The organism is Pontibacter sp. MBLB2868, from assembly GCF_051904785.1.
Lineage (GTDB): Bacteria > Bacteroidota > Bacteroidia > Cytophagales > Hymenobacteraceae > Pontibacter.
Genome location: NZ_CP196710.1, coordinates 2358382 through 2384463 on the forward strand (window position 1 = coordinate 2358382; position 26082 = coordinate 2384463).

The following is a 26082-nucleotide window of genomic DNA, read 5'->3' on the forward strand; positions in this document are numbered from 1 at the left end:
TTTTTAAATTAACGCTTTCACCCATGCATGTACTAATTGTAGAGGACGAAAAGAGTTTAGCAACAGAGTTGGAGCACTTCCTTACAAAAGAGCATTACCGTTGCGACAAAGCTTACACAGGCCATGAAGCCTCTGAAAAAATTGCCGTAAACTTATATGATTTCATACTCCTGGACCTGGGTCTGCCAGATTACAACGGCCTTGACCTCTTGAAAGAAGCTAAGGAACTGGAGCATCAGCCTGCTATTATCATATTAACTGCCCGTGGCGCTGTAGAGGATAGAATTGAAGGACTTGCACTGGGCGCTGATGATTATCTTCCAAAGCCTTTCTCATTGCTTGAGCTGCAGGTACGGATGCAGGCGATCTTGCGTCGCAAGTTTAACATTAAAACCAATGTGATCCGATTTCATGGCCTGGAAATAGATGGCAGCTCCAGGCGCGTCAGTTTTAATGAGACCGAAGTTTCTCTCACTAAAAAAGAATTTGACCTGCTGCACTACCTCCTGCTGCACAAAAACCGCATCCTTACCAGGCTGCAACTTACAGAACATATCTGGGGCAATATCCTGGAAGATGACTACGACTCCAATTACATTGACGTACATATCAAAAACCTTCGCAAGAAACTGGCTGAATATGTCCCCAAGGATTGGCTGGAAACTGTGCGCGGCGTTGGCTACAGGTTAACGGCTTAACATGCGGCTCCAATCCAAGCTAACACTCTTCAGTGCTGCTTCCAAGATCGTCATTTTGCTCCTCCTGATCCTGGTGCTGCCTCCTCTCATCAACAGAGTAGCCTTGCACAATACAGACCTGCGCCTACTGGAGAAAAAGGAGGAGGTATTTGATATTATTGCAGAAAAAGGGATCGGTACTTTTGTAAGTACCGGTGAGGATGACATGTATGGTAGCTACAACCTGCTCAAAGAAGAATTTATCTCCATTGAGCCGATAGACACCTCACAGATTGACAACCGCATTGAGAACAGCTACCGCAAAGTAGAAGGAGACATTGTGGAGTATAGGGTGCTGAGCCTTGCCTTTGAAGTGGACGGCGGTACTTACCTGCTGGAGATAGGGCGAAGCCTGGACACCATTCGCGACACCAGCGATACGCTCCAGCGGTACGCGTTATACTTCCTGATAGCCATCGTACTGATCACCGTTTTCATTGACCTGGCCTTTGTAAAAATACTTTTGCGGCCGCTAACCCTCATCATCCGACGCTTACAACACGTTGCCCACCCTGAGTCATTTAAGCAAACCAAAATTCCATCCACAACCAGTGACTTCGTGTACCTCAACGAAACGATAAATGGCATGATGGGCCAGATTAAAGATGCGTTTCAGAAAGAGAAGGAATTTATTGGTAACGTATCGCATGAACTGCTCACCCCAGTCTCTATACTTCAGACCAGGATGGAGAACCTGCTTACCGACCCGGAATTGCCCGAGGATATGCTGGTGAAGGTAGTAGAAAACCAGAAAACGTTGCACCGCCTAAAAAGCATCATACAGGCACTGCTGCTCATTTCCCGGATCGAGAACGAACAGTACCTCAAAGATGAGCCTGTTAGCATGGAAGCCCTGGTGTTGGATGTAGCTGAAGAGATAGAGGAACGCATTGAGTCCAAAAGGCTGACTCTGGAAATAAACATGGATCAGGACCTGACATTTCAGGCAAATTACTCCCTGCTATTTACAATGCTATTTAATGTGGTGAACAATGCTGTTAAGTATAACAGGCCAGGAGGTGCAATCACTGTCAAAGGCGTGCTAACGGAAGCAGGATATCAACTAAGCGTTACGGATACAGGTGTGGGGATAGCACCTCAGCAACTCCCGCATATTTTTGACCGGTTTAAGCGATTACATGCGCCAGACAGGGAGAGCCACGGCTTAGGATTGCCTATCGTTGAAACAGTGGCAAACTTTCACCAGATCAAAATAACTGTAACCTCTGAACCAGGAACAGGTACCACGTTTACGTTTAAATTTCCGAAGCGTTAAACAGGTTTAACTTTAACCTTAAGCCTGTTTAACGCTTTAAATACACTTTGAACGAAGACCCCTGCCCTACACTACTCTCCACCTCAATTTTTCCGCCGGCATTATCTACGATCTTCTTCACGATATATAGCCCCACCCCTGTTCCTTCCACGTGATCATGAAGCCGTTTGAACATCGTAAAAATCTTGTTATCTCCTTTCAGATCCATGCCCAGGCCATTATCAGAAACAGAAAGCACCACAAATTCAGGAGTTTCCTCTGTTGTGATCTTTATGCGTGGCTTACGTTCAGAGGAGCTATACTTAAGGGCATTGCTGATCAGGTTGTAGATCACACTCCGGGCATTTTTGACTGAGAGCTGAATAGTGGATTCCGGTGAAATTTCTTTTATTACCTCTGCACCTATCGTAGTGATAGCACCATTAAAATCGAGCAGAATCTCATCCACCATATCGCTTAAACTAACATGCGTTATATCCTGTTCGGATTCCCGCTGAACCCTGGCTACCTGGGTAAGGTCTTTAACTGCACGTTTGAATCGCTCAATAGATCCCTGTATATAATTTATCAGCTTTGGTACTTCGCCAGAGGCCATTATATCGGCAGACAAATTCTCTACAAGTGCCTCCATTAACCCTTCTATGTTAGAAATAGGTGCTTTAAGATCATGCGAGGCCGAGTATACAAAGTTATCCAGATCAGCGTTGATGGCTATCAGTTCTTTATTCATCACCACAATTTCGCGGCGGGCTTCAACTTGTTCATTAATGTCTATCGCTATCGCAATCACTCCAATGATATCATTATTGGCATCCCGCATCGGTTGATAAACCAGATTCACATAAACTGTCTCCAGTTTGCCATTACGTTCCAGCTTTACTGGCAGCTCATTGTTTAAATACGGAATGCCAGAAGTATAAACATCATCCAGAATCTCCTTAATGCCTTGGTCCAGTACCTCCGGAAGCGCTTCAAAAACGGGCTTCCCAAGCACTTCTTCTGATGTTCTGCCCCAGATTTCGCAGATACCCTTATTGGCTAACCGAACAATAAAGTCAGAACCGCTCATCACGGTAATGCCTACTGGTGCTTGTTCAAACAGCTCGATCAGGTACTCCTGCTGCCGAGCCAGTTCTATACGGGACTGCGTACTTGCAATAAGAGTAGAGAACTGCCTGGCCAGTAGTTTATGAAAACTAATGTAGTCCTGGTCATAAGAGAGCTGCGGGCTTATACCTGATATAAAGAATCCGATAATCACTTCCTCGCCTGGCCTGAAAATAGGGTACACAACAGCTTTATCCGGAAAGCCAATCTGGAAGTTGCCACTGGAGTAGAAGTCATCATTAGAAAGCCCTTCTACAACTACTCCCTGCCCCTCTTGCTGCACCTGAAGCAAGGGCCACTTTAAATTTTTGTCTTTTGTTAAATGAATAAGCGGCTGAACAAATTCCGGTTTCATGTTTCCTGAACAGCCTACAAGCCGTGCCTCCTTTCCAGAGCCACTCAGCAAATAAATCAGATTAAAAGGTATGTCTTTCGAATCATGGTACAGGGCTGTACTTGCTGCCTGGCAAGCCTCCTCCAAGGTTTGAACCAGGTTCATGGCATCGGATATTTCTTTCAGCGTTTTTAGCCTTCGCTGGCCCAAAACAGTGCTCGTAACCTCATTACATGCACAGAATACACCTGCTACTTCTCCCTCATCGTTAAAGATTGGGCTATAGGAAAAAGTCCAGTAAGTTTCTTCAATAAAACCTTGCCTGTCCAGTAAGACCAACATCTCTTTGGCATAAAACTGGTTCGCGTTTTCCAGTATACCTTCGGCTACAACGCCCAGATGCCCCCATATTTCTGCCCACATATCTCGTGCGCTTGCACCGAGTGCCTCCGGGTGCTTTTTCCCGAGGGCAGGTAAATACGCATCGTTATGAAACATGTAAAAGGAATCCGACCACCAGATAAACATTGGGAAAGCCGAATTTAACATTAACCGGATATTTGCCTGTAGGCTTATAGGCCACTTAGCTGCAGAACCAAGAGGATGATTATCCCAGTTATAGCTTCGCATCAGAGTGGCCATCTCCCCATCTCCACTAAACATGTTCGGAGAGGTGCGATCGCTTGGTTGGCTTGGTTGCTGTAACATGTACTAAGTAGAGGATGGGTTAGAGGATGGGTTAAAGGATAGTAGAATCTAAACTATCGGCTAGTCTAAGGTATAAAAAATAAGTGGCATTCGGAAGAATTAATTAAATGCAGGCACATGACAGGCTAAATGAAATTGACTGCTAAAAAGTTTATCTTTCTTTTACATAAAACTAATTTTCAGCATAAATTTTGTTGTTTTGTATGTTTAAAGATTTGAAAGAACGTTTTTATTTAATATGAAAAGAATATTTAGCATTTTTTCGCTTTGCCTGTTAATGGCAAGCCAGGCTTTTGCATGGGGACAGAATGGACATCGTGCCGTAGGCCTTGTTGCAGAGCAACACCTTAGCAAAAAAGCGAAGAAAAATGTCCTGAAATTGCTGGACGAAAATACATTGGCAGAGGTGTCTGTCTGGATGGATGATATCAAAAGCGATCATGCTTATGACCATACTCATGACTGGCATTGGGTAACTGTACCAGACGGACAGACATATGAGCAGGCTGAGAAAAACCCTAACGGCGATGTAATTGCTGAGATAGAGGAAATCACAAAGACGCTTAAAGCAGGTAACCTGAGCAAAGAGAAAGAGCAGGAATATGTAAAGTACCTCGTTCACCTGGTAGGTGATATCCATCAGCCACTACATGTGGGAGGCGGAGACGACCAGGGCGGTAATGCAGTTAAAGTACAGTGGTTCTATCAGCCGTCAAACCTTCACCGCGTTTGGGACAGCGACATGATCGATAATAAAAACCTGAGCTTTACTGAAATAGTACGATTTTTGGGTGAGCCGAGTAAAGACCAGATAAAGAACTGGCAATCTTCTACTGTTAGAGATTGGGCGAAGGAATCTATGGGATACCGGGAGCAGGTTTATACCCTGCCAGAAGACAAGAAATTGAGTTACCGATATGCCTACGACAACTATGACCTGGTAGAACAGCGCCTGTTACAAGCTGGTATTCGCCTGGCAGGTTTGCTGAACGAGATATATGGATAAATACAAGAAATGAAGTATAAACTGGTTAGAAACCCTCATAAATTTTAGCCATACTTCGAAATAACATCTTAAAAGGGCCGTTCCATACTTATCTGGGCGGCCCTTTTTATATAGTGTACAGGCCCGGGGCAATGTATTACGTAATGACTTGCTGCAGTTAATTATATGTATTTATAACGAGCAAAAGCAGTAGTTATACATTTCAGTATTGCGTTTTATTTTGCAAATTCACACAATTTACCACGCGCCAAAAACAAACTTAAATGCCTAGATTCCTAATGCCCGCTTTAAAAGAATTCGAGTCTTTGGTCACTGAAGGCAAGATCAGCACTTTTCATGTTTTCATCAGGCCGGATGGCATACTGCTCAGGTCAGCCGGAAACGAGAAAAAAGTTAAAATACCTTTACACAAAGACATCTTATCATCTTTAAGAGATTTCTTTCTAGGAATAGACGTGATCGAGTTCGGTTCATTCGATTACACCAACCTTAACTGCTTTATGGCGTCTCTCCGTACTCCTCAGTTAATCAGGAAGTAGCCGTTGAGTATTTGTTGATTCGCATGGGAGGGTTACTACTTGTCCGTGTCCTGCAATGCTTTTTTGTAATCTATCACAGCCCCAATAAGCGAGGCATGCACAAATGTCTGTGGTATGTTGCCTAGATACTCCCCTGTATCCGGGTCACCTTCTTCCGGCATAAGCCCGACATCGTTCATAAAAGCAAGCGCGGCCTCCATTGTGGTTTTAAATTTCTTCCAGTTTTTACGCATTACCCAATACTGAGCTACCCAAAAAGTGCCGGCCAAAAAAGCTCCTTCTTTTCTGAAGTCAAAATCAACCAGGTGGCGCCGAAACAGGTTGTTCGTGCAATAATCCCGTTCCAGTACTTCTATTGTTTTCAGTACTTCGGGGGTGTCAGCTGCTGTATAATCCCATATCGGAAAAAGGATGGCACTTATGTCTACAGCTTCTGCTCCGGCATAAACGGCATATGCCCCTTCCGAAGTGATACAATTAGCCTCAACAAAAGCACGGATATTTGCCGACGCTTCGAGCCACCGTTTTTTTTCACGCTCATCCTGGCTATGCGCTGCTATAAATTTCAGACTGACAGCAGCCACTACCTTGCTCGATGTATAGTGCTGCTTCTGTGTTTCTTCCCACAAACCATGATCTTTTTCCATCCAATGGTCTGCCAGGTAATCGGCCAGGCCGCTTACCGTTTCCCAATGCTCATTGGTATCAAAACTATTGTAGATAAGCTTAGCTGCCAGCAACACATTACTGATTGCGTCCAGTTGTAGCTGGTCGTTTGCATTGTTGCCGATCCGGATGGGCTGGCTATCAGCATACCCCGAAAAATTTTGCAGGACACTCTCACCAGGGGCAGGCTTGAAATCAAGCGTAAAAAAAGGTACTACAGGTTCTTTTACCTGATGCATGGCCGAACAGATAAAACTGAGAAATTTACGTTCCTCTACGCCATCTGAACCAGCGCGGGTTAGTGCGCTCACAATCATGGCAGCGTCACGGAGCCACACGAAGCGGTAATCATAGTTGCGTCCCCCTCCTTTTACCTCTGGCAGCGAGGTGGTGCCGGCGGCAATTATTCCTCCATTTTTAACATACGTCATTAGCCTAAGTACACGCAGCGAACTTTTTACTTCCTGCTCATAGGGGCCTTTGTAAGTTATGTGCGAGGTTACCTCTTCCCATTTCTCTCTGGTAGTCTTTCGCGCTTCCATTAAAACCTGTTCATTTACCTGCTGCCTGCGGTTGCATAACATAAACCAGGATGCTTCTCCTGCCGGGACACTACAAATGATATGGTTACCCTCTATTGCCAAGGGGTGGGAAGCGTACAAAAATTGCTGGTCGTTTATACTTACAACACTTCCTTCAAAGGCCAATTCTGGTACTAGCTTCCCATAATCTGGTTTTGGCGCAAGTATCACTTTAACGGCCTCCGGCGCACTGGACAGGTTACGGCAAATTCCGGACAAGCTGCCATTCATGGGCATCCAGTCTTCCAAAAGCAACTCTCCATGAGGGCTTTTAAAACAGGTTCTCAGAATGGTGCTGTCCTCTAAGTAATAGCGATACGAAAAGCTGAGTTCGTTACATAAAATTTGCCACGCACCTCCTTTTACTGTGTCCAGTAAGCTGGCAAACAAAGAAGGTGCATCAAACCGAACCGGGCAGTACCAGACCACGCTTCCATCTTTTGAAATATAAGCGCATGTCTCGCGGTCTCCGATCACTGCCAGATCTTTAATATTTATTTCTGATCTAGTCATAAGCATCACAGCGCATAAAAGTATACCACAGTTTAAATGTAGCCGTACCTGGGGACATGTTGGTGTAGATCTATGTACGCAGGAAAAACAACCGCTCCTTTTTTTACCTTTTACTTCGTTTTAATCCTTACCTGTTATTGAGCTTTAGCTGGTCGCGTAACGGGCGGAATTCATTTCGGTTTTTTGTCCAGTAATCTATCATCATAGTCGCTTTCCGGACAGCACGGCTTACCTCCTCTTTTCCTCCATCCAGTATCCGTACTTCCTCCCAGCCGGCTATTTGGTACGGGAAAGCAGCAGTGTAAAACACACGAAGTATACGAGGGTAGTTTTTATACTTTACGGTAAGTGCCATCAGATCATTCGCAGCAAAACCAGCAATGCTATCGCGGGCATTGCTTATACTGATCGTTGCTTCTTCAGCTTCTAGTTTCTCATGAGTGAAGCGTTGATCGAGCAGCCCCGGAATAAGCTTGACCTCGCCGGTAGGCACCTGGTTTGGATCAAGCCGCAGCAGAGTCCATAAGTTATCTTCCGGCATGGCATCAATCATCAGTTCCTGATCGCTTTCGCTTTCAAAATAAGACAATAACTTCGCTTTATACCCTTCGTTCTGCCGGTTAAGCTGAGTAAAAGTATGTCCGCACCACTCCTGCGAGCTAGCTGATACTTTTACTGCCGGAATACTATCATATACTGGTGTAAAAACCGAAAGCATCATGGAGTATGGGTAAATGCCAGTAACGAACTTCTTGGTCATGTTCATTTTTAATACCTTCTGGGCATCTGCCTGGTTTGCTTCAGGATTATCGAGTTTTACCTGTTTCTCTCTGGAGAAATCCTCTGTTACAAAAATTAATACTGATTCGGCATTCCGTGGCTCTCCATACCTGTACTGAGTCAGGTCATAAGAATTAAGCTCAGCTTTGCCTTGATACCAATACGCTCCAAAGGCATCATAATTCAATTGCCTTTTAGTAAAGCTGGTAGTGTTTGAACCAGACGGCTTACAACTAATCAAAGAGGTAAAAAGGATGAAATAAAGGAAGTATTTTAACATTTGTCGCAATATTTTTCTAGTAAACTTTAACGAGGTTTAGATCCGTTCGCGCAAAAGAGCTGCATCTATTTGTGCTTTCAGGCCATCCAGGGTACGTATCTGGTTCAGTTCAAGTGCATCCAAAAGGATCTTTATCTTCCCCTCCCCGTTTTGGAGCGCTATCAAAGGGAAATTCTGTACCAGAGAAGCGTGTTCCCACTCATTCCTGTACACAAACTTAACTTCCAGGGGTAGTTGTGACAGGTAATCCGCCCACTCCTGCCGCATCGAAAAATTACCGTGCGTTAAGGCGCATAAACTACAGCTATAGGTAGTTGGTGATATGATCTTGTGGGCAAAATCTGTTAATTGGCTGAAGAGCCCCTTATCAGCATTATATATGATAAACAGTACCTGTTTCATAGTTTGTTATTGCCTCCTGTATGATTGCCATGACTGAAAAAACACCAGCAGATAGCCTACCGCCAGCATCACATGAAAGATCAGTAACCCATACTCCTGCTGCACAATGCTCCAGATGGCTACGGCTAAAAACAGCAAGCCCAGTATACCTTCCAAATAGGTTGTAAGTGACATTTTTAACGTGAGATAAAAATTGTCCTGCCACTTATACTGCCCTTCTTCCAGGTTGAATTTTGGAGTTCGGATAAAAGGTGATTTCCGCCCGCTCCAGCCTTCCCAAACTGCTACAGCATTATGCAGTGCCAACCCCATAGATACCGACAAAAAAAGCGGGAAGTAGAGCAAAAACTCCTTAACCCGTTTAGGTCTGTTTCCTGATGTATTGACAATTGTATTAGCCTGGAAGTACACCAGACTAAGAATAAGAAAGCTTAGCAATGTAAATACCCCTACCTCAAAAACGACAGCAGGAAGCTCCTTGTTAACTTTAGCCCACAACAGGGGCACGCTCACCAGCGAGGCCACTAACACAGCAACAAAAACAGTGCTGTTCAGCAGGTGTGCCAGGGCATGATACTTTGTGCGTAAGGAGGCTCCCGAGGCAAGCACAGCCCCCAGGTGCTTTACAGCTGCCTCCGCCCCTCCTTTTGTCCAGCGGAACTGTTGCGACTTAAGTGCGCTCATTACCGGAGGCAGCTCCGCAGGTGACTCAACATCAGGTAGATATATAAACTTCCACCCTTTTATCTGAGCCCTGTAACTAAGATCCAGGTCTTCAGTCAGGGTGTCGTCCTGCCAGTTACCTGCGTCAAGTATGGTGCTTTTACGCCAAACACCTGCTGTGCCATTAAAATTAATATAGGCTCCCTGGCTGTTTCTCCCTACCTGTTCGATGTAAAAGTGCGCATCAAGGCCAAATGCCTGAAGTCTGGTGAGCACAGAATAATCTTTGTTGAGATGCGTCCAACGGGTTTGCACCATCCCTGTCGACATCTTCTTAAAGCACGGCACTACCCGTTTCAGGAAATAAGGCTGAGGCACAAAGTCAGCATCAAAGATGGCTATTAGTTCCCCTTTAGCTAGATCAAGGCCATACTTTAAAGCACCTGCTTTAAAGCCGCTCCGGTCTGGCCTCCGGACATGATGGAACTGTAACTGAGGATAGGCTTTTATTTTCTGCTGTATGAGGTCAGAAGTCTCATCATCACTATCATCCAGAAGTTGTATTTCAAATTTATCAGCAGGATAATCCAGAGCGGCAACAGCATCTATCAAGCGCTCAACAACATATTTCTCGTTGTACACCGGCAATTGCACCGTTACCATTGGCCAAATTTCCGGTACATGTGCAGCGGCAGGCGTTGCTTTCTTCCTGGCTTTCCGAAACCGGTACAGCAAATGTGCTTGTGCAACACTATAAAAAAGTATAAATAGCATGGCAAGGGCATAAAGTAGTACCAGCACTAGCAAGAGCAGCTTCATTAACTCAGAATGTTTAAAGAATCATTCCCGGTTAAAACAGGGATATCATTAATTCGGTTGTGTTCAGGTCCGTTTTCAAGTTTCAGCACGCCTCTCGGGCAAACAGAAGCGCATACCCCACATCCCACACAGGATGCCCGCACGATGTTTTGTCCTCTCTGAGCATACCAGCGCACATCAATTCCCATTTCGCAATAAGTAGAACAGTTACCGCAGGATATACACTGGCCGCCATTTGTAGTGATGCGGAACCGTGATTTAAAACGCTGAACAATTCCAATATAGGCAGCCAAGGGGCACCCAAACCGGCACCACACCCTATTACCCATCAATGGGTAAAAACCTACGCCAATAACACCGGCAAAGGCTGCACCAATTATAAAGCCATACCATTCATGCAGCTTATTGGTCCACTGGCCTACCAGTTCAAAACCTGAAAAGTAGTTGGCAATGGTAACGGCCGTCATTACCACGGCAAATACAAGCACGCCATACACCATCCAGCGCTCCACACGCCATGCAGTTAAAGATTTGTCTGAAAGCTGGCGGTAAGGATCACCGGCAGTTTCGGCTAAGCCGCCACAGCCGCAAACCCAGCTGCAGTACCAGCGCTTACCATAAAAGTAAGTCATCAGGGGTACTCCTAAAACGATCAGCAAAATCCCCCACACCAGCATAAACATGCCGATACTGCCGCTGTTAAGCATACTTTCAATCCGGTAGTCGTAAAAGAAAGTATAATCCAGGGGCCAGATATTCTTAAAATCATGCCAGGGCTTGTTAAGCAGCACCAGTATTTCAGGGATAAGAAATGCAAAGCTCAACTGGAAGAACATAACGGAGGAAGTCCGGAGCAACTGGTATTTATTACCCCTGTACTTTCTGAACATCCTGACACCCATCACCAAGATGGCCAATGTATAAATGGTGCCGTAGAGGAACCACTGACTGGCCGGACTACCTGACAATACTTCACTTAGCGGGTCCACGAGAAGCGTCCAGTTTACGATGTACTCCGGAAACCAGTAAAGCACCACGTAGATAAGTATAAGGTAAGTACCTAAGGTTATCCCGATCAGCCCCCTGGACTTATTAGAGGAAAACATTACACCATTATGTTTAATGCCTGCAGGGTCATGGCTATACTTAGGCAGGATGTTCATGAGAGCGCCAGCAGTACCAATGACCAATGTAAGCAAGAGTAGCAAAAGCTTATTGTTTTTTACAAAGCCTTCACTTGCCGCTTTCGCCACTGCAAAAGAATAGTCATCCCAGATCACCCGGTCCCATTGCTCGTTCAGGCGCTGCTCTTCATTGTAAGCATCAAGGTAATGGTTAAAATCGTTCGCAAAACCGATGTTGGATATATATGTTTTCCCTAACATTGGCTTCAGTTCATGTTGCAGCACCTCTGCGTGTTCTTGTTTCAGTACACCTTCTAATTTCTCCGCAGTTAGCCTGAACTGCCCCATAAAGAGCACCACATTAAACAGCACCAAAGCCAACAGAAATATACCTAACCCAACTTTTTGTATCGGTCTCATGCTTTTTACTAAAATCGGAGTGAAGCAAACAGCCCCCTTTTTGTTGCTTTTACAGGCTTCAGATCAGCATTAAACTGCTGGTTGTATGCCTTCAGAATCTCCTTATGATACTTATCGTAAAATTCAGGGTCAAAATCTGCCAGGTGCAAACTTCGCATCACTTCCTCCACTGTCCAATGCTTACGCAATGCTTCATCAAAAAAATCGTGCCTCAGGCGCATACCGAATGTATTTACACCTTGCATTTGTCCGCTAGTGCTGTCAAACACCACCCTGAAAGCTATCTTGCCACTCTCGTGTTCCCAATAAAAAGAAGTCAGGGGTGGCTCCCAGTGGTTGGGAACAATGCCGTATGTCTGGTATTCGATATCCAGGAATTTAGCAGAGTTAAACCACGGGCCGGGCGTATATGCCACTGGCTCATGCGTCAGGTTATGTGCAAGTGTTTCGCCGTGCATGCGCCCTGTATACCAAACCTGTTCTATACTTTTACGCTGGAGTGGCTGTGTCCTGAACTCAGCGCAATCTCCGATAGCAAACACATTCGGAATATTGGTAGCAAAATAAGCGTCTACTAATATCCCCTTGTTCACCTCCAGTCCTGTATCCCGCACCAGGTCAACGTTCGGGCTTACCCCTACGGTAAGTCCTACAAACTGACAGGGTATTTCCTCACCCTTTTTTGTTACAACTGCCTGTACGCCGCCGGTTCCGTCATCCTGAATACGGATGAGTTCTTCCTCAAGCCTGAGGTCAATGTCGTGCTCACGTATATGGCGGCCCACAAGCTTTGCTTCCTCCAGAGGCAGTACGTTATGCCAGAATTCCTGCTCTCTTACCAACAGGGTAACAGGTATGTTACGACTGCGAAGCATCTCGGCCATTTCGATACCGATCAAACCGCCTCCAACCACCACGGCACGGTTACAGTTCTTTGTGTGGGTATCCATTACCTGCAGGTCCTGATAGCTGTAAAGCCCCTGCACACCCTGAAGGTCCTGCCCGGGCCATCCGAATTGATTTGACTTTGAGCCTAAAGCCAGCACCAATATATCGTAGCTCAGCGGCTCCCGGCTTTTAAGCGATAGTTTTTTTTGTTCAAAATCTACCCCTGTAACCCAATCATGCACCAGGTGCAGGCGGTTCTTCTCCCAGAACCAGTCTTCGTAGGGTTTTGTATGCTCATACTTCATGTGGCCCATGTAGATGTACATGAGTGCCGTGCGGGAAAAAAAATGCTCCGTTTCACCGGATATTATGGTGATCCTGGCATTGCTATCTCGCTTGCGTACATGCCTGGCACAGGTTATGCCAGCAATACCGTTTCCAATAATAATAATGTGACGGTTACCGGATTTGATACAAAAATTATCCGTTCCAGTTTTATCTTTCATGCATATTGAGTGTTGCGCCAGGTTATAAGCTAGCCGAAGTTAAGTCATTTAAAGCTCACATGTATGTTTAGCCACAAAACCATGTGTTGCTTTTCTTTATTACAGCGTGCCGCCTGTAACCCTACCCCGTTAACAATAGAAACAGTTTGCTTGTTACAACTTTACTGAAGACCTCCCTGTACAGTAGCCCAAACAGGCAGAAACAATCCGGGGTAAGCTGTTAAAATGTGTCCGCAGAAAGTGGAGTATCACTGTGCATGGTGGCCCTCCTTTAAGTTACGTTATGCCCCATATAATTGGATCTGTGCACCTGCAGTCTCTCATTTCACAACTTGCTAAACTGATTGCATCATGTTAAAGTATAACACTTAAAATAGTAACATTCAACGTAAAACGATGAACAAGAAAAAGCACGACTTCGAATATTACGAAGAGGAAACAGTATCTACTACCTCGCGCGTAGCGGGGGCAATTGGCAAGGGGCTCGTTGCTGGTTTGATTGGAACAGCTGTGATGACAATTGCCCAGGTGATCGAAATGCAGTTGTCAGGCAGAGAGTCAAGCGACACGCCTTACAAAGCTGTAAAAAAGGTATTTGGGGTGAAAGCAGAGACAGAAGAAGATAAAGAAACTATTACCAACTTAACACATATTGCCTACGGTACATTATGGGGAGTTCCGCGGGCTTTACTGGCTGAATTTGGTGCTGGTGGTATTGCCGGTACGCTAACGCATTTTGGTGCGGTATGGGGCACAGAACTCACCATGCTCCCTTCTATGGACGTAGCAGAGCCTGTTACCAAATGGGAACCAAAAGCGATCAGCGAAGATGTTCTGTTCCATGGCATCTATGCCTTAACAACAGGATTAGTTGCTGATGCACTAGTAGACAGTGAGGACGAAGCCTAAAGCTACACTCTAAACCTGTTGAGGATATATTTCAGAAAGCACGCTTTGCAGCGTGTTTTTTTTATTACCGTACCACTCTTAAACCTGTTCTTAAATGCTGCATTTTTAAGATATAATAGAAACCCTATACCTTTCAGGCACAATCCTTTCTCCCTTAAATTCTGAAAAACTACAGCTTATGTTAATAAATCATTAACTATATATAAATATTGAGATAGGTTGTGTTACTTCGTTTGCTTTATCTCACTTTAAAAACGAAAAAATGAAACACAACTACTTGTTTAGATGGCTCTTTATCTTCACAGCCTTCGTCAGTTTTACTGCCTGTGCGCCTGAGCAGGATACGGTTCAACCAAAAGAAAATTTATCCGCTTACCAGGTACAGAATGTTACATCCACCATCTCTACAGAAGATTTTGAGACCGGCACCAAAACCAGCTATGGCGCTGCATCTGTTAACTTCACTAACGGTTCATGGAATTTTGATGAGGCCCTGATCGGCACCAGTTCTTCCGATAGCAAAAACGGAGCTCAGTCAGCACGCATTCGTGATCTGGGTAAGTTATCGATGGAGTATGACTTACCGGATGGCGCTAAATCTGTTTCATTGAGTTACGCCAAGTTCGGACGCGATAAGAACTCTGAATTTGAAGTATACTACTCATCTAACGGCGGCACCAGCTGGACATTGGCCGGGCCTCGCACAATAGCAAGCAAAACGAACCTTACTGCTGTAACCTTTACGCTGGATGTGCAGGGGCCTGTGCGTTTCGAGGTGCGTAAAGTAAGCGGCGGTAGCAACAGGATAAACATTGATGACATTACTGTTGAATCTAACCCTGCTCCGGCACCAGGCACTACAGGCGATGTGATAGAAGATTACGAAGCTGGCTCGAAAGGTAGCTATGCGGCTGGTTCTGTAAGTATGGCAACAGGCAGCTGGTACCTTAACGAGGCACTTGTTGGCACGCTGGATAGTGACAGAAAAACAGGAACAAAGTCAGTACGTATCCGCGACCTTGGTACGCTTGAAATGGAGTATGATGTTCAGGGAGCGCAGTCAGTTTCAATTAGCCATGCCGTGTATGGCACCGATGGCTCCAGCACCTGGGAGTTACAGGCTTCTACCAACGGCGGCACCAGCTGGACAACGGTTGGCAACACAGTCACCTCCGCTTCTATTGACCTGGCGACAGTAAGTTTTAGCGTGAGCTATACTTCAGCTGTTAGATTCCGTGTAGTAAAGCTTAGCGGCAGTGGTAACAGGATCAACATTGATGACTTCATGATCAGTGGCACTACAGTAGATACAGGTGGTGGCAGCACAGGAGGCGGTAGTACAGGTGGCGGTAGTACAGGCGGTGGAGATACTGGTATAGGCGCAGTACACCTGACCATGGGTAATCCTTCAAATGCCTTAACAGATGTGAATCAGCCAAACAATTACCTGCTCCGCAAAGATCAGTATGTGATGTCCTATAGCCGCGACAGAGGCACAGCCAACTGGGTAAGCTGGCATTTGGATGAATCGTGGCTAGGAAGCACGCCACGACAGGATGACTTCCGCGCCGACATCATATTACCTAGCGGCTGGTACCAGGTAGGCGCTACAGACTATTCTTTAAGCGGATTTGACAGAGGCCACATGTGCCCATCGGCAGACCGTACCCTCACAGTAGAGGATAACTCTAATACTTTCCTGATGACAAACATGATCCCGCAGGCACCAAACAATAACCGCCTGGGCTGGGCAAGTCTGGAAAGCTACTGCCGTTCACTGCTTGCAGGTGGCTACGAGATTTACATTGTATCTGGTGGCTACGGTGTAGGCGGAACAGGCTCCAATGGGTATGCTACTACTATAGCCAACGGAAACGTAACAGTTCCATCTAACACCTGGAAAGTGGTTGTGATCATTCCTGATGGAGACAACGATGCAGCCCGTGTAACAACCGGTACCCGCATTATTGCTATTGATATGCCAAATGATCAGTCTGTATCTTCTGACTGGAGAATTTTCAGAACATCAGTAGATGCTATCGAAGCAAAAACAGGGTATGATCTACTGAGCACAGTAGCTGACAATGTTGAAAATGTGATAGAGGCATCAGTTGATACGTTATAATCAATAAGTTTTAACTTAACAGAGATAAAGCAGGCACGCTCCATAAGGAGCGTGCTTTTTTTGCCCCTATAGCCATTACCGTATGCCACTTTCTTTATTTTTAACGCCTTGGCGCATTTTTTGCTAATTTCACTGCCGTTGCACCAAAAGCCATACTTTTTCGTTTGTATGCAACGTGGCTTTTAATTGTGCCAACAGAGCAAACCTGGTACCATACAGAACATGAGGCGTACGCTGAAAAAGATCATAAAATACTTCATCACAAAAATTTTTGTACCTATCATACGGTTTCTGCATGCCGAGTTTTCGGCTTTCTTTCAGAGCCAGAGACCAAAATTAACCCGTACATACTGGCGTCAGAAATGGACGCACTGGCAGGAAAGCCATCAGCGTTCTGATTATAAATTCCTGTTACGTGGTTTTTATAAGCTTGCCCTTGTGGGGCTGTTGGCTTTTGTTGTGTTTTACCTCTCCGTATACATGGGGTTCTGGGGCGAAATACCTTCAAGACGCGAATTAAAAAGTATACAGAACAATACCGCCTCAGAAGTATACTCTGCAGATGGTGTGCTACTGGGCCGTTATTACATTCAGGATCGCACCAATGTAAAGTATGCCAATATCTCACCGGCTGCTATCAAAGCGCTTGTTGCCACCGAAGATGCCCGTTTTTATGACCACAGTGGTGTTGATGCACGCAGCATGGGCCGCGTTTTGGTAAAATCGCTGCTTATGCAAAATGAAAGCTCCGGAGGGGGAAGTACCTTAAGCCAGCAGCTTGCCAAAAACCTTTTCCCGCGTAAGGATCACTGGTTTTGGGATATGCCTGCCAATAAGCTTCGTGAAATAATTATTGCACAGAAATTAGAAGCTGTTTATACTAAAGATGAGATCCTGGAGCTATACCTGAACACGGTACCGATGGGTGGTAATCTGTATGGCATAGAACGCTCTGCCCAACGCTTTTTCAGCACTTCGGCAGAATCATTGAAAACAGAAGAAGCTGCTGTGCTGATCGGCATGCTGAAAGCTACCACAACCTATAACCCACGCCTTAACCTGGAGCGGTCCGTTCAAAGGCGCAATGTGGTACTGAGCCAGATGGCAAAGTATAACTACCTGACCACCGCCCAGGCAGATTCTTTAAAAAAATTACCACTCAAGCTAAAGTATAACTACACCACGCATAACGACGGACTGGCGCCATACTTCAGAGAGCATCTGCGGCAGGAGCTGGTACAATGGGCAGCTAGCCAGGAAAAGAAGAACGGGCAGCCTTACAACCTGTACACGGATGGCCTGAAGATCTATACGACCATTGACGCTGGCATGCAGCGGCATGCCGAAGCCGCTGTGCGAAAGCGCATGGCACTGTTGCAAAAACAGTTTGATGCCCATTGGCGCGGACGCTCTCCCTGGGGACGTAATTCTGACGTAATTCAGGTGGCGATGCATCGTTCTGACCGTTATAAAAAAATGCAGGAGGCAGGCTTATCAGAGGCTGAGATCAATGAGACTTTCAGAAAGCCTGTGCCCATGCAGGTATATGGCTGGAACGGCACTGATAAAAAGACGATGAGCCCGCTTGATTCCGTTGCTTACTATCAGCGCTTCCTGAATACAGGTTTGTTTGCGGTAGAGCCTCATTCTGGTTTTGTACGTGCCTGGGTTGGCGGCATTAATCATACTGTGTTTAAGTATGATCACGTGAAGGCCAAACGCCAGGTGGGTTCTACTTTCAAACCCATAGTTTATGCCGCAGCCCTTGAAAAAGGCATGAAGCCATGCGACTACTTTCCGAACGAGCGCGTTTCTTATCCCGAGTATGATGACTGGTCGCCACGAAATGCTGATGAGCAGTATGGTGGGGAATATACGATGCGAGGTGCTTTGGCACATTCTGTAAACACGGTTTCTGCCCAGCTTATCATGAAAACAGGAGTCGACAGAACCGTAGACATGGCGCATCGCCTGGGTATAAACTCAGATCTGCCAGCAGTTCCTTCGCTGGCATTGGGAACTGCCGACCTCTCTTTACAGGAAATGGTTACCGCATACGCTACATTCGCAAACCGTGGATATCGGGTAAATCCGGTTTATATCACCAAAATCACAGACCGGAACGGAAAGGTGCTGCGGGAGCACCATGATGGAGCAAACTCAAAAAGAGTATTGTCAGAGGAGACAGCTGCTATTATGCTGCAACTGATGCAGGGCGTAGTAGAAGAGGGCAGTGCAGTTAAGCTGCGTTCTCAGTTTGGCCTGAAAATGGACATTGCCGGTAAGACCGGAACTACACAGGACCATGCTGATGGATGGTTTATCGGCATCACACCAAAACTGGTAACCGGTGTATGGGTAGGTGGAGAAAGTCCGGAGGTGCGTTTCCGTACGCTGGCACTGGGGCAGGGTGCACATACTGCCTTACCAATCTGGGGCGAGTTTAACCGCAAAGTCGCCATCGACCCGGTTTATAAGGGATATTATTATGCACGCTTCGATCCACTGCCACCTCACTTACAGGATATACTTAACTGCCCTTCGTACCGGGCTGAGCCTCCTCAGGAGAACTTTTTAGAGCGCGTGTTGGATAGGGTTACAGAAAAAGTTGGCCAAAGCTATGAAGACTGGAAAGCCAAATGGAAGCAACGTAGAAAAGAACGAAAGCGAAATAAAAACAGGAACAGATTTTAATACATAGCAACAGAAAGCCCACTGTAATAGATACAGTGGGCTTTCTGTTGCTGCCTGACTCACTATTTTAAAGCAACTTTCTCTTTCTTCATGGCTTGGTATACCACCTCCAGCACATTGGTGCGGGTATTTAGTTTGCTCAGTTTCGGGTTCTCCCTTGTCGGGTTCACGCGGTTAGACAGGAATACGTAGACCAGGTTGTTCACCGGGTCTATCCAGGTATAGGTGCCCGTGAAGCCTGAGTGTCCGAAACTCTCTGCCGGGGCGCTTGGCGCTGCATTCGAGTTCTGCGCCCCCGGCTTGGCGGGCCTGTCAAAGCCCAGGGCACGGTAGTTACCCTGGTCGCAGAACTGACACTTGCTGAACGCACTCACCGTGTGGTCTCCGATGTAAGTTCTGCCGGCGTAGGTGCCGTCATTTAAATAAAGCTGCATCAGCTTGGCCAGATCGTTGGCCGTACCAAACAAACCAGCGTGTCCGCTGATGCCACCCAGCATGGCCGCCCCCTCGTCGTGCACCGTGCCGTGCAGCAGTTGCTTACGGAAATGTGGCTCGTACTCCGTTGGCACGATACGGGAGAGTGGGTAGTGCTGGTAAGGGTTAAACGTGAGTGTAGAAGCGCCAATCGGCTCGTAAAAGTTCTCCTTCAAATAGGTCTCAAAATCTTCTCCTGTAATGTTCTGCACCACCAACGGAGCAAGTATAAAGGAGAGGTCGCTGTACACGTAGCCCGGCTTTTCGTTGAGCGGCGAAAGGGCAATGCTCTTATAAATTTTGCAGGCATATTTCCGGTGGATGTACAGGTTATCGGCTACCTTGATCGGGAATCGCTTCGAAGGCTTATCTTTGAAAGTACGCCACTTGAACTTGCCGTTCTTTTTCACCGTCTCTTTCCAGAAAGGAATCCAGGCCTGCAGCCTGGCCTGGTGCGTCAGGATATCTCTATACTTTAAATCTGCCTTGTTAGTACCCTGCAGCATGGGCAGGTAGTAGCCCAATGACTTGTCCACATCAAATTGCCCCTCACTCTCCAGCTTCATAAAAGCTGCCAGCGAAGTGCTGATCTTGGTCACAGAGGCTAAATCGTAAAGGTCAGTATTTTGCACCGGGGTCTGGTTATCATAGGTGTGGTAGCCGAAGGCTTTCTGGTAGATCACCTTGCCGTCTTTAGCTACCAAAACCTGTGCGCCGGGTGTGGCTTTTTCTGCAATGGCCTGCGCTACCAGCGAGTCGATCCCTACCAGATCCTGCGTTCTTAAGCCAACAGCCTCCGGTGAAGTATAAGCAAAGCGTAATCCGCCATTTGTTGCCAAACCATCATTTATCTGAAAGGCATTGCTCACGGTAACTGGCAGCTTGCCCTTAGCTCCTACTCCACCAAAAATCATCTGCGAGGCGACATCCTGCGTCAGGGCGGTTTCCTGGTAAGCGGCTAGCACGGCATCGGCATTCTTTAGATCCTCAAACTCAGCCAGGCTGTACACATTCCCGAACACACCCACAATAGTTGGCTTGGAACGGATCAGGTCCTTGAGGAACAGGTTCATCTCGGCGGTTACACCGAAATTACTACTTCCCGCTTTCAGGTTTAATCTGTGCACGCCAGCAATGACCAGGTTATAAGCCTGCAGCTTTCGCTTCAGCTCCAGTAACTCGGAAAGAGAACTGTTTGGTGACAGGAAGAAGGTATCTACCTTAGTATAGCGGGCAAGTCCGCGCTGGAAATCCGTTTCTTTGTTAGTGCCAATGGCAAGAGCAGCTACTTTCAGTGTATCAAGGCTCCGTATTGGCAGGATGTTATTCTTATTTCGCAACAGCGTAAGAGAGGCCTCTACCAGTTCCCGGTTCAGGTACTGGGCCTGCGGGTTGTTGAGGTCCTCGATCAGGTGCTCCGTCTCGATTGGCTCCCAATTATCCAGCCCCACCCACTGTTTGGCGGCCAGTACTTTGCGGCAGCGCGCATCCACCTCTTCCTGTGTGATCTCGCCATTGGCAATCGCTTTCTTCACTTCAGCAATGGTGGTTTTTACATCCATGGTATTCAGCAGCACATCGTTTCCGGCCAGCAACGCCTTCACATCCACGATGCCCGGCGGATAGAATTTGGCCACTCCCTGCATGTTCAGGGCATCGGTAAACACCAGTCCTTTAAAGTTAAGCTCTTTTTTAAGTAGGTCACTCACGATAGGGCGGGATAATGTGGAGGCAAGATTCGGGGTATTGTCCAGCACCGGGATGTTCATGTGCGCCACCATTAAACTACTCAGGCCACTTTCCATCAGCTCACGGAACGGGTAGAGCTCTACTGAGTCAAGTCGGATCTTAGAAAAGTTGATCACAGGCAGCCCCACATGCGAGTCTACGTCGGTATCCCCGTGGCCCGGGAAGTGCTTGGCATTGGCCAGCACGTGCTCATCCTGCATCCCGTGCATGTAAGCCAGTGCTTTTCTGGTCACGTTATATTTGTCTTCTCCAAAAGAGCGGAAGCCGATCACCGGGTTGTTGGCATTGTTGTTGATATCCACCACCGGGGCAAAGTTTACGTGCACCCCCAATCGCTTACACTGCCAGGCGATCTCTTTACCCATTTCGTAGATCAGGCGTAGGTTCTCGATTCCCCCAAGTGCCATCTGGTACGGAAACTTAATGGTACTGTCCAGTCGCATGGCAAGCCCCCACTCCGCATCTATACTTACCATGAGCGGCACCTTGCTTTCCTGCTGGTAGCGGTTGGTCATCTTCGCCTGCCTTACAGGGCCTCCCTGGAAGAAGATCAGGCCACCCACTTTATAGGTGTTAATGATGTTGCTGATCGAGTCGATGTGGGCCTGGTCCTTGTTGGAGTACACCGGGATCATGATCAGCTGCGCGATGCGCTCTTCCGGCGTCAGGGTGTTAAAAACAGAATCTACCCACGGGGAGTGCAGGTCGTTCAGAAAGCCCGGAGTAATGGCCGGTGCTTCGGCTTTTGCATTCGTTTTGGTAGCAGCGGCTTTTCCCTGAACCACTTTTTTCTTCTGAGCCTGCACTTGTAAGAAGCCAAGCATCAGCAGAAAACAAAGGGTGAAGAATTTTACGTGAGGATTTTTCAAAATTGAAACTGATATTAGAATATAATGGTTTTGTACAAGTTATAGTTATTCTGGAAATCATTCAGGAAATACAAATACCTGCCTGAAATCATGTTCAAAGTATGATACTACCTGAGAATTTCCTTTTTCATTCCGCAGAAAATATTACATTTATGGCTGAGTTTTTGCAACTGTTTGCATAGCTCAACTAACACTAACCTAAATTAAGCTAGCTAACACTTTAAAACCAATGACTAAACTACAATCAACAAAAAGCATCCCAAACTGGAAAAACCGTTTAACGATTCTGCTGTTTGGTGCTGCTTCCTTGTTTGCTGCTGAGGCATCTGCCCAGTACAACCCTGATGCTCCTAAAACGAAGCCTTTTATTGATAAGGCTAACATGGACCTTAGCGTAACACCAGGTAATGATTTCTATACTTATGCCAATGGTGTATGGTTAAAGAATAACCCGGTGCCGGCAAAAGAAACCCGCTGGGGTAGCTTTAATGAGCTCCGTGACTTTAACATCAACGCTGTAAAAACAATTCTGAACGAGGCTGCCAGCAACAAAAACGCAAAGGAAGGCTCTATCGAAAAGCGCGTAGGCGATTTTTATGCGGCTGGTATGGACAGTGCCGCAATTGATAAATTAGGTTATAGCCCTATCAAAGGCGACCTGAAAAGAGTACGCAAAGTAAAGGATGTAAAAGGACTGCTGAACGAAGTAGCTTACCTGAGAACATCGGGCGCGGCTTCACCAATGTTCGGCTTCTATGTAGGCCAGGACCGCAAGGACCCTAACACCATGATCCCGCAGCTGAGCCAGGGTGGCACAACCCTTCCTGACCGTGATTACTACCTGAAGGATGATGCCAGAAGCCAGAAAATACAGGCTGCTTACAAAGAGTACATTACAAAGCTTTTCACGCTGACAGGTACTTCTGAGGCTGCTGCGAAAAAGAACGCAGAAACCATTTTTAACATGGAGAAGAAACTGGCAGCTGCGCAAATGGCACGTGTGGAAATGCGTGACCCATACAAAACATATAACAAGTTTGCAGTAGCCGATTTCAGCAAGACCACTCCGAACATGGACTGGAAATCGCTGATGGCGAAGATGAAAGTTACAGGTGAGGACACCATCCTGGTTAACAACCCTAAGTTCTTCACAGAACTAAACGGTCTGTTAACAAGTGAGCCAACCGCAAACTGGAACACTTACCTGCAGTGGAACGTGCTGAAGTCTGCCGCGCCATACCTGAGTACTGATTTCGTGGATGCAAACTTCGCCTTCTCACAAGTGCTGTCAGGCCAGAAAGTACAAACTCCTCGCTGGCAGCGCATGTCGTCTTTAACTGACGGCACGATCGGTGAGTTGCTGGGCCAGCTGTACGTGCAGAAGCACTTCAAGCCAGAGGCTAAAGCCAGAATGAACGATATGATCGCTAACCTGATCAAGGCATACGAGATCCGTATAAACAACCTGGAATGGATGAGCGATGTGACAAAGGAAAAGGCACTTGCTAAGCTACACGCTTTCAGACCTAAAGTTGGTTATCCTGATAACTGGAAAAACTACGATGGCCTGGCTATCAACCGCAAGACTTTCTTCCAGAACGTGCGTAACTCAGGCCAGTGGGCTTATAACGACATGGTTGACCAGCTGGGTAAGCCAGTCGACAGAACTAAGTGGGGCATGACACCTCCAACTGTTAACGCATATTATAGCCCGGTAATGAACGAGATCGTGTTCCCGGCAGGTATCCTGCAGTTCCCGTTCTTCGACCCGAATGCGGATGATGCGGTGAATTACGGTGGTATTGGAGCTGTGATCGGCCACGAGATCTCTCACGGTTTCGACGATTCTGGTAGCCAGTATGATAAAGATGGATCTTTACGTAACTGGTGGACAGCAGAAGATCAGGCTAAATTTAAGGAAAAAGCTGCTGCCCTTTCCGCACAGTACGATGCTTATACCGTGCTGGATACGATTCATGTAAACGGAAAGCTGACACTTGGTGAGAACATCGGTGACTTAGGTGGTTTGAGCGCCGCTTACGAAGCTTTCAAGATGACGAAGCAGGGACAATCAAACGAAAAGATCGATGGCTTTACGCCGGATCAGCGTTTCTTCCTGGCTTGGGCACAAGTATGGCGTACGAACATTCTGCCTGAAACTGCGGCACAGTTGATCCTAACAGATCCGCACTCTCCGGGCCAGTACCGTACTGTTGGAGCACCAGTAAACATGGATGCCTGGTATGAGGCGTTTAATGTGAAACCTGGTGATAAACTTTACAAGAAACCAGAGGATAGAATCAGACTCTGGTAAGTATATTCAAGTACTGATGTAATCAGTGCAACTTATTAAAGGAGGGGCTTGATGGAAACATCAGGCCCCTCCTTTTTTTGTTTCCTACTTCACACTCTTCACTTATGATCGGCTACACTTGCCCCTTAAATATGTTGATTTTGCTATAATTTTTCGCTTAGTTCGTGCTGCTGTAGAAATCCGGGGCACATAAAACAGTGGAATCAACTCCGTTTCTGGCGCATTTAACTTATAAATTCACCCAAATTAAGCCCCTTTCATGGAGCAAGTCACTTCGCAGGCACCTCTTATCACCAACGATGCAGTTGTTCTTGGTATACTGGTCATCATTCTGGCACTGGTTTTCAAAACATCAGCCAGTAACCGGCCTATTTTCAAAAAGTTCTACTCTGTGGTACCATCGATACTACTGTGTTACTTGATTCCCAGTTTACTGAATTCATTTCATATCATCTCCGGTGAGGAATCAGGTTTATATCACATGGCATCCCGATACTTGTTACCTGCCAGTTTGGTACTGTTTACGATCAGTCTGGACCTGAAAGAAATTTGGAAACTCCGGCACAAAGCTGGCCTCATGTTCCTGACAGGTACTGTCGGCATTATGTTCGGAGGACCACTAGCCATCCTGATCGTATCTTCATTCGCCCCTGACATTGTAGGTGGAACAGGTCCTATGGCTGTCTGGCGCGGTTTGTCAACCATTGCCGGCAGCTGGATCGGTGGTGGTGCTAACCAGCTTGCCATGTTCGAAGTGTTTAAACCCGACCCTAACCTTTTCTCGGCTGTTATTGCAGTTGACGTGATTGTGGCGAATATCTGGATGGCGATTCTGCTTTACGGAGCAGGTATCAGTGATCGGATAGACAGGTTCTTTAAAGCAGACAGTTCAGCCGTTAACGAGCTCAAGGACAAGATCGAAAAGCACAGGCTAAGTATCATGCGCATCCCTAATTTATCAGATACGGCAATGATTGCAGGGGTTGGTTTAGGAATTACCGGTATTGCCCACTTCTCAGCAGACATCATTGCCCCCTGGCTGGAGATTCACGCCCCATACCTGGATAAATTCAGCCTTACATCCGGCTTTTTCTGGATTGTGGTTATAGCAACAACGTTGGGTGTAATTTTATCCTTTACCAAAGCACGTGACCTGGAGGGTGTAGGCGCCAGCCGGATTGGCAGCCTGTTTTTATACATCTTGGTGGCTACAATAGGTATGCAAATGGATATTACTGCTATTGTTAGCCAACCAGGCTTATTTCTAGTGGGTATTATCTGGATCATGGTGCACATGCTGTTGCTGCTGATTGTTGGCAAACTAGTGAAGGCTCCATTCTTCTTCCTGGCCGTCGGAAGCCAGGCAAACGTAGGAGGAGCAGCTTCAGCGCCAATCGTAGCAGCGGCTTTCCATCCGGCTCTCGCACCTGTGGGCGTATTGTTATCTATTCTGGGCTATGCCCTGGGCACTTATGCTGCCTACCTCTCTGGTATTATGATGCAAATGGTGGCTCCGTAGGCTTTTTTCATTTTATAGTGTATGAGAGTGATATTTGTCACTGCATTTCATTTAATAACATCAGAAATTAGCTCAGTAAT

Annotated in this window: 17 protein-coding genes; 9 read left to right on the top strand and 8 right to left on the bottom strand. The window is 46.5% G+C overall.

Going from position 1 to position 26082, the window contains the following annotated elements; translation table 11 throughout:
* Positions 1-23 precede the first annotated feature (23 nt).
* A complete protein-coding gene (locus ACSX1A_RS10040; RefSeq protein WP_439883497.1) occupies positions 24-698 on the top strand; it encodes a response regulator transcription factor in 675 nt (224 codons plus the stop codon).
* 1 nt (position 699) lies between these two features.
* The gene (locus tag ACSX1A_RS10045; protein WP_439883498.1) at positions 700-2013 is read left to right on the top strand and encodes a sensor histidine kinase; all 1314 of its coding nucleotides are present in this window, start codon (positions 700-702) and stop codon (positions 2011-2013) included.
* 28 nt (positions 2014-2041) lie between these two features.
* On the opposite strand, the gene ACSX1A_RS10050 is transcribed toward ACSX1A_RS10045, so the two are convergent.
* Positions 2042-4162: an ATP-binding protein gene (locus ACSX1A_RS10050; RefSeq protein ID WP_439883499.1), complete on the bottom strand. Its 2121-nt coding sequence runs from the start codon at positions 4160-4162 to the stop codon at positions 2042-2044.
* A gap of 238 nt (positions 4163-4400) precedes the next feature.
* On the opposite strand from ACSX1A_RS10050, the gene ACSX1A_RS10055 reads away from it, so the two are divergent.
* Entirely contained in the window at positions 4401-5168 is a 768-nt protein-coding gene (locus ACSX1A_RS10055; RefSeq protein ID WP_439883500.1) for a S1/P1 nuclease, read from the top strand.
* 263 nt (positions 5169-5431) lie between these two features.
* Complete coding sequence (locus tag ACSX1A_RS10060) at positions 5432-5707, top strand: hypothetical protein (protein WP_439883501.1); 276 nt, start codon at positions 5432-5434, stop codon at positions 5705-5707.
* Positions 5708-5742: 35 nt separating this feature from the next.
* Here the strand turns inward: ACSX1A_RS10060 and ACSX1A_RS10065 are convergent, their stop codons facing one another.
* The 6 genes from ACSX1A_RS10065 to ACSX1A_RS10090 all read right to left on the bottom strand — a co-directional run bounded on the left by ACSX1A_RS10065 (position 5743) and on the right by ACSX1A_RS10090 (position 13349).
* A complete protein-coding gene (locus tag ACSX1A_RS10065; protein WP_439883502.1) occupies positions 5743-7467 on the bottom strand; it encodes a glycoside hydrolase family 15 protein in 1725 nt (574 codons plus the stop codon).
* A 127-nt stretch (positions 7468-7594) separates the two neighbouring features.
* The gene (locus tag ACSX1A_RS10070; RefSeq protein ID WP_439883503.1) at positions 7595-8527 is read right to left on the bottom strand and encodes a hypothetical protein; all 933 of its coding nucleotides are present in this window, start codon (positions 8525-8527) and stop codon (positions 7595-7597) included.
* 36 nt (positions 8528-8563) lie between these two features.
* Positions 8564-8929 (bottom strand): hypothetical protein, encoded by a 366-nt coding sequence (locus tag ACSX1A_RS10075; protein WP_439883504.1) that lies wholly within the window; start codon positions 8927-8929, stop codon positions 8564-8566.
* 6 nt (positions 8930-8935) lie between these two features.
* Entirely contained in the window at positions 8936-10411 is a 1476-nt protein-coding gene (locus tag ACSX1A_RS10080; protein ID WP_439883505.1) for a cellulose synthase family protein, read from the bottom strand.
* Entirely contained in the window at positions 10411-11955 is a 1545-nt protein-coding gene (locus tag ACSX1A_RS10085; protein WP_439883506.1) for a 4Fe-4S binding protein, read from the bottom strand. The genes ACSX1A_RS10080 and ACSX1A_RS10085 overlap by 1 nt, the downstream gene beginning before the upstream one ends.
* A gap of 8 nt (positions 11956-11963) precedes the next feature.
* A complete protein-coding gene (locus ACSX1A_RS10090; protein WP_439883507.1) occupies positions 11964-13349 on the bottom strand; it encodes an NAD(P)/FAD-dependent oxidoreductase in 1386 nt (461 codons plus the stop codon).
* A gap of 396 nt (positions 13350-13745) precedes the next feature.
* Between ACSX1A_RS10090 and ACSX1A_RS10095 the strand changes: the two genes are divergently transcribed.
* The 3 genes from ACSX1A_RS10095 to ACSX1A_RS10105 all read left to right on the top strand — a co-directional run bounded on the left by ACSX1A_RS10095 (position 13746) and on the right by ACSX1A_RS10105 (position 19077).
* Complete coding sequence (locus ACSX1A_RS10095) at positions 13746-14258, top strand: hypothetical protein (RefSeq protein ID WP_439883508.1); 513 nt, start codon at positions 13746-13748, stop codon at positions 14256-14258.
* A gap of 262 nt (positions 14259-14520) precedes the next feature.
* Entirely contained in the window at positions 14521-16383 is a 1863-nt protein-coding gene (locus tag ACSX1A_RS10100; protein WP_439883509.1) for a DNA/RNA non-specific endonuclease, read from the top strand.
* A 222-nt stretch (positions 16384-16605) separates the two neighbouring features.
* Positions 16606-19077 (top strand): penicillin-binding protein 1A, encoded by a 2472-nt coding sequence (locus ACSX1A_RS10105; RefSeq protein ID WP_439883510.1) that lies wholly within the window; start codon positions 16606-16608, stop codon positions 19075-19077.
* Between the two features lie 62 nt (positions 19078-19139).
* Here the strand turns inward: ACSX1A_RS10105 and ACSX1A_RS10110 are convergent, their stop codons facing one another.
* Complete coding sequence (locus tag ACSX1A_RS10110; RefSeq protein ID WP_439883548.1) at positions 19140-22124, bottom strand: glycoside hydrolase family 3 N-terminal domain-containing protein; 2985 nt, start codon at positions 22122-22124, stop codon at positions 19140-19142.
* A 427-nt stretch (positions 22125-22551) separates the two neighbouring features.
* Between ACSX1A_RS10110 and ACSX1A_RS10115 the strand changes: the two genes are divergently transcribed.
* Positions 22552-24483 (top strand): M13 family metallopeptidase, encoded by a 1932-nt coding sequence (locus tag ACSX1A_RS10115; RefSeq protein ID WP_439883549.1) that lies wholly within the window; start codon positions 22552-22554, stop codon positions 24481-24483.
* Between the two features lie 259 nt (positions 24484-24742).
* Positions 24743-26002 carry a DUF819 family protein gene (locus tag ACSX1A_RS10120; RefSeq protein ID WP_439883511.1) on the top strand — a complete coding sequence of 420 codons (1260 nt, stop codon included), beginning with the start codon at positions 24743-24745 and terminating at the stop codon, positions 26000-26002.
* Positions 26003-26082: the final 80 nt, after the last annotated feature.